We start from the raw sequence: 10,148 nt of genomic DNA, 5'->3' as shown, positions 1-10,148 counted from the left end.
ACCCCGCCCCGCGCGGCAGCGCGCAGGACGGCGTCGACCAGCGGCGGCGGTCCGCAGACGTACAGGTCCGGTGTGCCGCCGCCGAGGTCGGGCAGGGCGGCGGCCAGCAGGTCCGCCGGAGTGCCGGTCGGGCCGGACCAGCCGGGGGCCGGCTCCCGGACGCAGACCTCGTGCCGGAAGCCCGGCAACTCGGCTGCCACGGCGGCGAGTTCGTCCAGGCCGAAGACGTCCCGCGGTGTGTTGACGCCGAGGAACAGCCGGGCGGGCTGCGGATCCTGCCACTCGGCCATCCGGCGGACCATCGCCAGCAGCGGGGCCAGCCCGGTGCCGCCGGCCACGAACCAGCGCGGGCGGAGCCCGGTCTCGCGCAGGCCGAAGGCGCCCTGCGGGCCGTGCACGGCGAGCCGGTCCCCCGGGCGGGCCCGGCCGGCGAGGTAGGAGGAGAAGTGCCCGCCCTCCCGCAGCCGGACGAAGAACTCCAGCCGGCCCTCCCAGTTGCCCGTGTTGGCGAGCGAGTACGCGCGCCTCAGCTCGCTGCCGGGAGCCTGGAGTTCCATGAACTGGCCCGGGTCGAACTGGCAGTCCGGGTCGTCGAGGAGCAGCGCCAGCCGCACGGTGTCCGGTGTCACCCGGTCCACCACACTGACAGTGGCCTCGCGGACCGGGACGCCGCCGTACAGGATGCGGGACTGCTCGTACGGCAGGGTGGCCGTCAGCGGCCCGCGGGGGAAGGTGCGGCAGAGCAGCACCCCGCCGCGCTCGCGCTCCTCGGGCGGGAGAGCCTGCTCGCTGTGCGGGCCGAGGTCGTACGGTCCTTCGGCGGCCGAGGCGTGGCAGGAGCCGCAGGTGCCCCGGCGGCAGGAGGCGGGCAGGGCGGCGCCGGCCTCCGCGGCCGCCTCCAGCACGCTGCGGCCGGGGGCGCAGTCGAACTCCAGCCGGCCGCCGTCGCTGGTGGTCAGGGCGACCGGGTACGAGCCGGCGGCAGCGGCCGGACCGCCCGGGCCCACCAGGCCGGCCAGGCCGTCCGGGCCCGCGTGGGTGTCCGTGCTCACGAGGCCGACCGTTCGAGTGCCGCGGCCAGGTCGGCTGCCGGGTCGTCGATCAGCCGCAGGTTGAACCGCCGCACCAGCTCGTCGACCAGGGCGGGGGTCAGGAAGCCGGGCAGCGACGGGCCGAGGTGGATGTTGCGGATGCCCAGCGCGAGCAGGGTGAGCAGCACCGCGACGGCCTTCTGCTCGGTCCAGGACAGCGCCAGGGTGAGCGGCAGGTCGTCGACCTCGCAGTCGAAGGCGTCGGCCAGCGCGGTGGCGATCCGGATGGCGGAGTAGGTGTCGTTGCACTGCCCGAGGTCGAGCAGCCGGGGGAGTCCGGCGATCTCGCCGAAGTCGTGCCGGTTGAAGCGGTACTTGGCGCAGCCGAGGGTGAGCACCACGGTGTCCTGCGGCGCGCCGAGGGCGAAGTCGGTGAAGTAGTCGCGTCCGGGGGTGGGCCCGTCGCAGCCGCCGACCAGGAAGAAGTGCCGGATGGCGCCCTCGCGGACCGCGTGCACCACCTGGTCGGCGACCGCGAGCACCGCGTCACGGCCGAAGCCGACGGTGACGGCCTCCTCCTCGGCCGCGGTCTCCGGGTAGCCGGGCAGGGCCTGGGCGGCCTGGATCAGCGGGCGGAAGTCGTGGTCGGCGAGGTGCCGGACGCCGGGCCAGCCGACCGGCCCCGCGGTGAAGATCCGGCGGCGGTAGCTGACGTGCGGTTCGATGATGCAGTTGGAGGTCATCAGGATCGGGCCGGGGAAGGCGGCGAACTCCTGCTGCTGGTCCTGCCAGGCGCCGCCGTAGTTGCCGGCCAGGTGCGGATGGGCCTTGAGCAGCGGGTAGGCGTGGGCGGGCAGCATCTCGCCGTGGGTGTAGACGTTGATGCCGGTGTCCCTGGTCTGCACCAGGACGGCCTCCAGGTCCCGCAGGTCGTGGCCGCTGACCAGGATCGCCTTCCCCGCGACCGGGGTGGTGCGGACGGCGGTGGGCTGCTGGGGGCCGTAGGTGCCGGTGTTGGCGGCGTCGAGCAACTCGATCGCCGCGAGGTTCAGCCGGCCCAGACCGACGGCGCGCTCCAGCAGCTCGGCGGGGTCGGTCGGCTCGCCGGCCAGGTAGGCGAGGGCGTCCTCGACGCCACCGAGGACCTCGGTGCTGCGGCGGCCGAGCACGTCGGCGTGGTGGGCGTAGGCGCAGATCCCCTTCAGCGCGTAGAGGTGCAGCGAGCGCAGCCCGACCACCTCGGGCCCGGCCAGGGGGAGCCCGATGTCCACCCGGACGGCCGGTGCCTGGCCGACGAGCGCGGCCGGGTCGGCCCCCGGGGTCCAGGCGGCCGGGCCCCGGAGCGTCTCCGGCTCCTGCCCGGCGGCGCGCGCGGCCCGCTCGTACCGGTCCCGGGTGCGGTCGCGGACACCCACGGCCAGCTGGATCAGGGCGGCGAAGCGGGTGGGGTTGAAGTTGACGTTGGTGAGGGTGGTGAAGACCGCGTACAGGACGAAGGCCGCCGCCTCGTCGTCCGGGTCGCCGAGGGCGCGGGCCTTCGCGGCGTACTGGGAGATGCCCTTGACCGCGTGGATCAGGAGGTCCTGGAGGTCCGAAGTGGGGGAATCCTTGCCGCAGTTGCCGATCGGACCGGCGCAGCCGGGAGTGGCGCCGGTGCGGTCGGTCTGTTCGCACTGGAAGCAGAACATGCGGGTCCTCCGGGGACTCGTGGTGTCGTTCGGACGAGGCGGCGGTACGGGCCCCGACGAGTCCAGGATGGGACCGCCACTGACGGGACATCAGGGCCGGAGGGCCCCAATCCGGGGCCGGGAGACCCAGTCGGCGACCGCGTCCACCGCAGCCGGTGCGTCCGATCGGGTGCACCTGGCGCGGCGTTCAGGCGAAACCGTCCGCGTGTCACCGCTGCCCGGCGCTCCGGCTGAGCACACTCCGAGGGCTGTGCCGCATTCATATGATGAAAGGACTGAGGTGAAGCCCAGTCAGAATCCGGCGACCGCCGTCACCTGGAGACGCCGACTCGGCAGGGCGATGGGTTCCGCCCTGGCCCTGACGCTCGTCCCCTTCGGCATGTCGCTCATCGCACCGACGGCCGCCTCCGCGGCCGGCCTCCCGGGAGGCCTCGGGCCCTGCCTGGGCGCGGACTGCCCGGCGACCTTCCCGCCGATCAACAACGGCCCCTTCGCCGGCCGCGACGAGGGCGTGAACATCTTCGTCGGCGGCGACTTCCTCGCCAGGGAGTCGGCCGCCGAGGCCGAGGGGCACGTGGTGACCCTCGGCAACTTCGACGTGAACAAGGCCGCCGGCGGCAGCTCCGTGTACAACATCGGCATCGTCGGGGTCGGCTCACGGGTCCCCCCGCCGGACGGGGCCGACTTCCTCACCGCCGGCGGCAACGTCACCGTGGCCCCGGGGCAGACGCTCCTGGCCGAGGGCGGCGTCGTCCGCTACGCGGGCACGGCCACCGGCACCATCACCAGCACGACTGTCCACGACCCGCAGGCCGTGGCCGCCTACACGCCGCTGCGCGGGCAGCTGCAGACGGCGAGCGAGTGCTACGCCGGGGTCGGCACACCCCGCCCTCCCACCGGAACCGCCGTCAACCTGGGGTTCGAGACCCTGTTCACCGGCGACGGCACCTCCACCCTCCAGGTCTTCAACGTCGACTTCGACCTGGTGGGGAACGGCGGCGGCGCCCAGGGCCTCACGTTCGCCGGCATCCCCGCGAACGCGACGGTGCTCGTCAACCTCACGGGCGACGCCCGCACCATCAACACCTTCAGCGGCAGCCTGGTGGACACCGACCCCCTGAACCAGCTGCGCGAGCGCCTGCTGTGGAACTTCCCGACCGCGACGACCGTCACCCTGAAGGGATCCGGGCAGTTCCAGGGCAGCGTGCTGGTCGGCAACCCGGCCAGCAACGCGACGATGAGCCTGCCCGGCCTGAACGGACGGTTCTTCACCACCGGCTCGCTGCTCCAGAACTCCGGCGGCGGCATGACCGGCACCGAGTTCCACGCCTACCCCTTCAACGGCGACCTCCCGGAGTGCGGCGCTCCGGCCCCCACCGCCTCGACCAGCGTGACGAAGGTCGACTTCGTGAGCTCGCTGCCGTTGGCGGGGGCGACGTTCCAGTTGTGGCACGAGACCAACGGGGTCGCTGGGCTTCAGACCTCGGGTGCGACCCCGGACACTGCTGTGGGTGCGCCGTGTGTGACCCCGGCGTCGGGTGTCTGTTCGGCGAGTGACCTGCCGCTGGGGACGTACTACTGGGAGGAGACGGCGGCGCCGCCCGGGTACGACCTGCCGCAGCCCGCGGTGACGACGGTGGTCCTCGACACCGCGGGGCAGACCGTCCCGGTGACGGTCCGGGACACGCTGACGGTCCTTCCGAGCGGGTCCACCTCCGTGACGAAGGTGGACTCCGCGACATCGCTGCCGTTGGCGGGGGCGACGTTCCAGTTGTGGCACGAGACCAACGGCGTTCCCGGGTTGCAGGCCACGGGGGCGAACCCGGACACCGCGGTGGGCGCGCCGTGCGTGACCCCGGCCTCGGGTGTCTGCTCGGCGAGCGACCTGCCGCTGGGCACCTACTACTGGCAGGAGACCGTGGCGCCGCCCGGGTACGACCTGCCCGCGGACAACGTGACCCCGGTCGTGCTGGCCACGGACGGGCAGAGCGTTCCGGTGACGGTCGGCGACACCGCGACGGTCGCGCCGACCGCCTCGACCAGTGTGACGAAGGTGGACTCCGTCACCTCGTTGCCGTTGGCGGGGGCGACGTTCCAGTTGTGGCACGAGACCAACGGGGTCTCGGGCTTGCAGACCTCGGGTGCGACCCCGGACACTGCTGTGGGTGCGCCGTGTGTGACCTCGGCGTCGGGTGTGTGTTCGGCGACGGGCCTGCCGCTGGGGACGTACTACTGGGAGGAGACAGCGCCGCCGCCCGGGTACGACCTGCCGCAGCCCGAGGTGACGACGGTGGTCCTCGACACCGCAGGGCAGACCGTTCCGGTCACGGTCCGGGACACGCTGACGCTCCTTCCGAGCGGGTCCACCTCCGTGACGAAGGTGGACTCCGCGACCTCGTTGCCGTTGGCGGGGGCGACGTTCCAGTTGTGGCACGAGACCAACGGGGTCGCTGGGCTTCAGACCTCGGGTGCTAACCCGGACACCGCCGTCGGGTCTCCGTGTGTGACGCCGGCGTCGGGTATGTGTTCGGCGAATGAGCTGCCGTTGGGCACGTACTACTGGCAGGAGACGGCGGCGCCGCCCGGGTACGACCTGCCGGCGAACACTGTGACCCAGGTCGTGCTGGCGACGGATGGGCAGAGCGTTCCGGTGACGGTCGGTGACACCGCGACCGTCGCGCCGACCGGGTCCACCAGTGTGACGAAGGTGGACTCCGTGAGCTCGTTGCCGTTGGCGGGGGCGACGTTCCAGCTGTGGCATGAGACCAACGGGGTTGCGGGCTTGCAGACCTCGGGTGCTAACCCGGACACCGCCGTCGGGTCTCCGTGTGTGACGCCGGCGTCGGGTGTGTGCTCGGCGAGTGGCCTGCCGTTGGGCACGTACTACTGGCAGGAGACGGCGGCACCTCCCGGCTACGACCTGCCGGCGAACACCGTGACCCAGGTCGTGCTGGCCATGGACGGGCAGAACGTCGCGGTCACCGTCGCCGACACCAGGACCGTCGCGCCGACCGCGTCCACCACCGTCCACAAGGTCGACTCCGCGACGGGGCTGGCGCTGGCGGGCGGGACCTTCCAGCTGTGGCACGAGAGCAACGGGGTTCCCGGGCTTCAGACCACCGGGATCAACCCGGACACCACCGTCGGGGCCCCGTGTGTGACCCCGGCGTCGGGTGTCTGTTCGGCGGCGGACCTGCCGTTGGGCACGTACTACTGGCAGGAGGTCGCGGCCCCGCCCGGCTACGACCTGCCGGGGCAGACGGTGACCACGGTCGTCCTCGACACCAACGGGCAGAACGTCCAGGTGACGGTCAGGGACACCAAGTCCGCTGTCGTGACCGGGTCCACCAGTGTGACGAAGGTGGACTCCGCGACGTCGCAGCCGTTGGCGGGGGCGACGTTCCAGCTGTGGCACGAGAGCAACGGGGTTCCCGGGCTTCAGACCATCGGGATCAACCCGGACACCACCGTCGGGGTCCCGTGTGTGACCCCGGCGTCGGGTGTCTGTTCGGCGGCGGACCTGCCGTTGGGTACCTACTACTGGCAGGAGGTCGCGGCCCCGCCCGGCTACGACCTGCCGGGGCAGACGGTGACCACGGTCGTCCTCGACACCAACGCGCCGGACGTCCAGGTGACGGTCAGGGACACCAAGACCGCTGCCGGGACCGGGTCCACCTCGGTCACCAAGGTCGACGCCGAGACCGGACACCCCCTGGCGGGGGCGACGTTCCAGCTGTGGCACGAGACCAACGGAGTTCCCGGGCTACAGACCTCCGGGACGAACCCGGACACCGCGGTGGGCGCTCCGTGCGTGACCCCGGCGTCGGGTGTCTGTTCTGCGGCGGACCTGCCGTTGGGCACGTACTACTGGCAGGAGGTCTCCGCACCCGAGGGTTACAGCCTGCCGCAACCCGCGGTGAGCACGGTCGAGTTGACCGACGACTGCCGGTGCGTGGCGATCACGGTCAAGGACAGCAAGTGCCCGCCGCCGCCCTGCCCGCCCACTCCCTGCCCGCCGGACGAGCACCCGTGGGAGCCGGGACACGAGCCCGGGCATGAGCCTGGGCACGAGCCCGGGCACGAGCCGGGACATGAGCCTGGGCACGAGCCGCATCCGCACGGACACGGCACACCCGCGACGGACTCGGACGAGGAGCGCGCCTGACCGACCCGCTCCGGCCAGTGAGCCCGTGAGGGCACGACCCTCACCGACGGTGGACGCCGTCGGTGAGGGTCAGCCGTCTGTGCGGCCGGGAGGGTGTTCCGGTCCGGGCCGGGACGGGCCTGCGGCGGAGTCAGGACGACGGGGTGACAGGCATGGTGGGAGCCCGCCCGGTCAGCCCCCTGCCGAACCGAGGGGGCCCGCCCGTGTCCGGATCGGCGCCCTTTCCGGCAGGCCGCCCGGTGCGCTAAGCCTGTCTCACCCGAACGAGGAGGCGCCCCGATGACCGCGGCTGGGAACGAGCACACACCGGGTACGGCCACGCAGATGACCGGCTTCGACGACATCTACGGCCGGCCGGACCCTCGGTCGTACTTCGAGGTCCTGGGGGCGCTGGAGTACCAGACGCCCCATCACGCCCAGCGCGTCTTCCGCGGGCTCCTGTCTCCTGTCGGCCTCCCCGAGGCTTCCCCGCGCCCGGCCGGCGGCCGGGGCGACGAGCAACCGGCCACGGTCCTGGACGTCTGCTGCTCGTACGGGATCAACGCGGCGCTGCTCAACCACCACGTGACGCTGGAGGAGTTGCACGACCGCTACACCTCACCGGGGGCAGCCCGCCTGACGACCGCCGAACTGATCGCCTCGGACCGGGAGTTCTACGCGGCGCGCCGTCGTCCGGACGCCGTACCCGTTATCGGCCTCGACATCTCCGCGCCGGCCGTCGGCTACGGTCTCGCCGCTGGTCTGCTCGATGCCGGGTTCGTCGAGAACCTGGAAACCACCCCGCCCAGCCGGGAGTTGAGCCGGGCCACCCGCGGCACCCGGCTGATCACCCTGACCGGCGGGGCGAGCTTCCTGTCCGCCCGCACCTTCCGTCCACTGCTGGAGGGCAGGCAGCAGCCGCCCTGGGTGGCGGCCTTCGTCCTGCGGACGGGCTCCTACCGGAACGTCTCCGACGGACTGGCCGTGCTGGGCCTGACCACGGAGAGGGACACCGTTCGCACCTATCCGCAGCGCCGCTTCACCGGCCCCGACGAGCAGGCGTACGCCGTCGCGGCCGTGTCGGCGGCCGGGGACGACCCCCGCGGCAAGGAGACCGACGGTCTCTTCCACACGGCCCTGCACCTGACCAGGCCCGCCGCGCAGGCGGTCGACCGTCCGCTGGACGCCCTGCTGCGAGACGGGTGAGCCCGCCGCCGCGCACGGCGGGGGCCCACGTGCCCCACGCGTCCCACTTCCGTCAACTCCTGTGGGCGGCGTACACCCGGTCGAGTTCGGAACGCCGTGTCAGCGGGCGGCGGGCGTAGCGGCCGTGTGAGGATCGGCGCGGCCGTGCAGGTGCGTTCCGCCGCCGCCGGCCGGAGACGACGTACGGAGGGATGCGGCATGGACCCGACGGACCGCCCGACGATCAGACACCCTCGACCGCCTGGCCTGGACACCCTCCACTACACCGCGAGGAGCGGCCTCGAAGCCGTTCCCGATCCCCGGCACCGCAGCATGGTCGCGGGCGTCCTGGACTCGGGCCTGGTCGACGGGATGATCGCCTTCACCGAACCCTTCGATCCGCCCGTGGACCTCGCGCAGGCCCGCGCCGACGCCCGGTTGCTCACCGCCGAGTTCGCGGCGTTCGGTGTCACGGTCCCCCCGGCCACCACGGACCACATCACGCTGATGCGCGCCCTCATGGTGCCCGTCGCCGACGACGCCCTCGCGCTCGCCCTGGACCGCATCTGGGTGTTCACCACCAACACCGACGACGTGTGCTGCCACGACAGGGCGGAGGCCGAGGTCATCCTGCGGGCCGGCATGCTGCCCGGGCAGGGCGCGTCCTCGCCGAACGCGCGGTACATCCGGCACATGTTCGGCGAGGTCGCGCGGCACTGCGATCCGACCTTCCTCGCCGTCTTCAAGACCTTCTTCTACAACGCGATCGCCGGCGTCCTGATGGAGTCGGAGTTCACGCCGGAGGCGTCCGACGAGGTCGACAGCGACTTCGTCCGCGTCTTCAACGGGTTCTCCCAGTTCTGGTTCACCTCGCTCCAGTTCACCGACCCCTGTCTGAGCGCCACCCGCCACCGGGCCTTCTGGACGGCGGCGCTGAGCTCCTGCGTCGCCTTCCTCAACGACGTCAACGACGTCCTGTCCTTCTACAAGGAGGCCGTGCACGGCGAGGACTTCACCGCCAGCCGGATCCACCGCCGCGCGGTGAGCGAGAACATCCCCTACCTCGCCGCCTACCGCCGGAGCCTCGACAGCGGTCTCGCCGCCTACCGCCGTGTGCTCGACCTCGCCACCGACGAGCAGCGCCCGCACCTCGAACGCTACATGACGGCCTTCGCCTACTGGCACTTCCACTGCCGTCGCTACCGCTGGCAGGACGTCTACCCCGGACTGACCCTGATCGACGGCTGATCCGGCGGGCGGGCGGACCGCCACCGCCTGCACCGGACCGGGATGACCGCCGAGGCCCGCGCCTTCCTCCACGCCGTCGCGGCCCTGCTCGACACGCCGCCCCCGGTGACGACGGTACGGCCCGTCGCGCCGGCGAAGCGGCGGGGCCCGTTCCGCCGTTGAGAAACGCGGCCCCGGGCCCGGCGGGCCGGACCTGACGACCGGTCACGGGCGGCGGTCCGCCTCGTCCGCCGCCCCCTGCGGCACGACGCCCGCCGCCGGCCGGCCCGCCACGCGGCGGGCGTGGATAGGGTGGCCGCCGACGCCGCGCGGCCGACTCCTCGGCGCGCGGCCTTCCGTCATGTCAGGAGAGATCTGGGTGAAGACCCGTATGACAGCGCTCCGGAGCGCCGCGGCCGTCGCGACGGCCGTGCTCACGGCGGTTGCCGCCGCCACCGGCTCCGCCGCGGCCGCTGCCGCCGGAAGTCCGGACACCAAGGCGGTGACGTACCAGGGCCGCGTCTTCCACGTGCCCGCGGCCTGGCCGGTGGTGGATCTGACCGCGGACCCGAAGACCTGTGTCCGTTTCGACCGGCACGCCGTGTACCTCGGTCACCCGGGCGAGCAGCAGGTCTGCCCGCCGCGGCTGGTCGGCCGCACCGAGGCCCTGCTGGTCGAGCCCGCCGCCGGCGCCACACCGGACCAGGAGGGTTCCAGCCCCGTCGCGCACGTGATCCGGGCGAACGACGGCGTCGTCGCGGTGACCGGGACGTACGACACGGACCAGCCGCTGGTGCGGCGGATCGTCACCGGCGCCGGGCTCACCCCCGCGCCGGCGCACCTGCCGGAGCCGGCGCCCGCCGGTGCCGGGAC

5 protein-coding genes and 1 pseudogene are annotated in these 10,148 nt (G+C 72.9%); 4 read left to right on the top strand and 2 right to left on the bottom strand.

Annotation, left to right across the window (positions count from 1 at the left end; all coding sequences use genetic code 11):
• Both BU198_RS12255 and hcp read right to left on the bottom strand, forming a co-directional pair.
• On the bottom strand, positions 1–1,052 hold a 1,052-nt coding region (locus BU198_RS12255), incomplete at its 3' end, for a 2Fe-2S iron-sulfur cluster binding domain-containing protein (protein WP_317620086.1).
• Complete coding sequence (gene hcp / locus BU198_RS12250) at positions 1,049–2,719, bottom strand: hydroxylamine reductase (protein WP_188296873.1); 1,671 nt, start codon at positions 2,717–2,719, stop codon at positions 1,049–1,051. The genes hcp and BU198_RS12255, both read right to left, overlap by 4 nt.
• 280 nt (positions 2,720–2,999) lie before the next feature.
• On the opposite strand from hcp, the gene BU198_RS12245 reads away from it, so the two are divergent.
• The 4 genes and pseudogenes from BU198_RS12245 to BU198_RS12230 all read left to right on the top strand — a co-directional run.
• Positions 3,000–6,884, top strand: coding sequence for a SpaA isopeptide-forming pilin-related protein (locus BU198_RS12245; protein WP_188296872.1), 3,885 nt, complete (start codon positions 3,000–3,002; stop codon positions 6,882–6,884).
• A gap of 279 nt (positions 6,885–7,163) precedes the next feature.
• On the top strand, positions 7,164–8,069 hold the full coding sequence (locus BU198_RS12240) for a hypothetical protein (protein ID WP_223244282.1): 906 nt from the start codon (positions 7,164–7,166) through the stop codon (positions 8,067–8,069).
• A gap of 198 nt (positions 8,070–8,267) precedes the next feature.
• Positions 8,268–9,296 (top strand): hypothetical protein, encoded by a 1,029-nt coding sequence (locus tag BU198_RS12235; RefSeq protein WP_188296871.1) that lies wholly within the window; start codon positions 8,268–8,270, stop codon positions 9,294–9,296.
• Between the two features lie 370 nt (positions 9,297–9,666).
• Positions 9,667–10,148: pseudogene (locus tag BU198_RS12230) on the top strand (hypothetical protein); the annotation flags it as partial.

It is taken from the genome of Streptomyces sp. CBMA156 (assembly GCF_014596515.1).
GTDB lineage: Bacteria > Actinomycetota > Actinomycetes > Streptomycetales > Streptomycetaceae > Kitasatospora.
Note: the sequence above shows the minus strand (reverse complement) of the source record. Positions and strands in the feature narration are given on the sequence as shown.

Coding starts and splice junctions, on each gene's coding strand:
- hcp (WP_188296873.1), bottom strand. CDS start 2,719: ATGTTCTGCTTCCAGTGCGAACAGACCGACCGCACCGGCGCCACTCCC.
- BU198_RS12240 (WP_223244282.1), top strand. CDS start 7,164: ATGACCGCGGCTGGGAACGAGCACACACCGGGTACGGCCACGCAGATG.
- BU198_RS12235 (WP_188296871.1), top strand. CDS start 8,268: ATGGACCCGACGGACCGCCCGACGATCAGACACCCTCGACCGCCTGGC.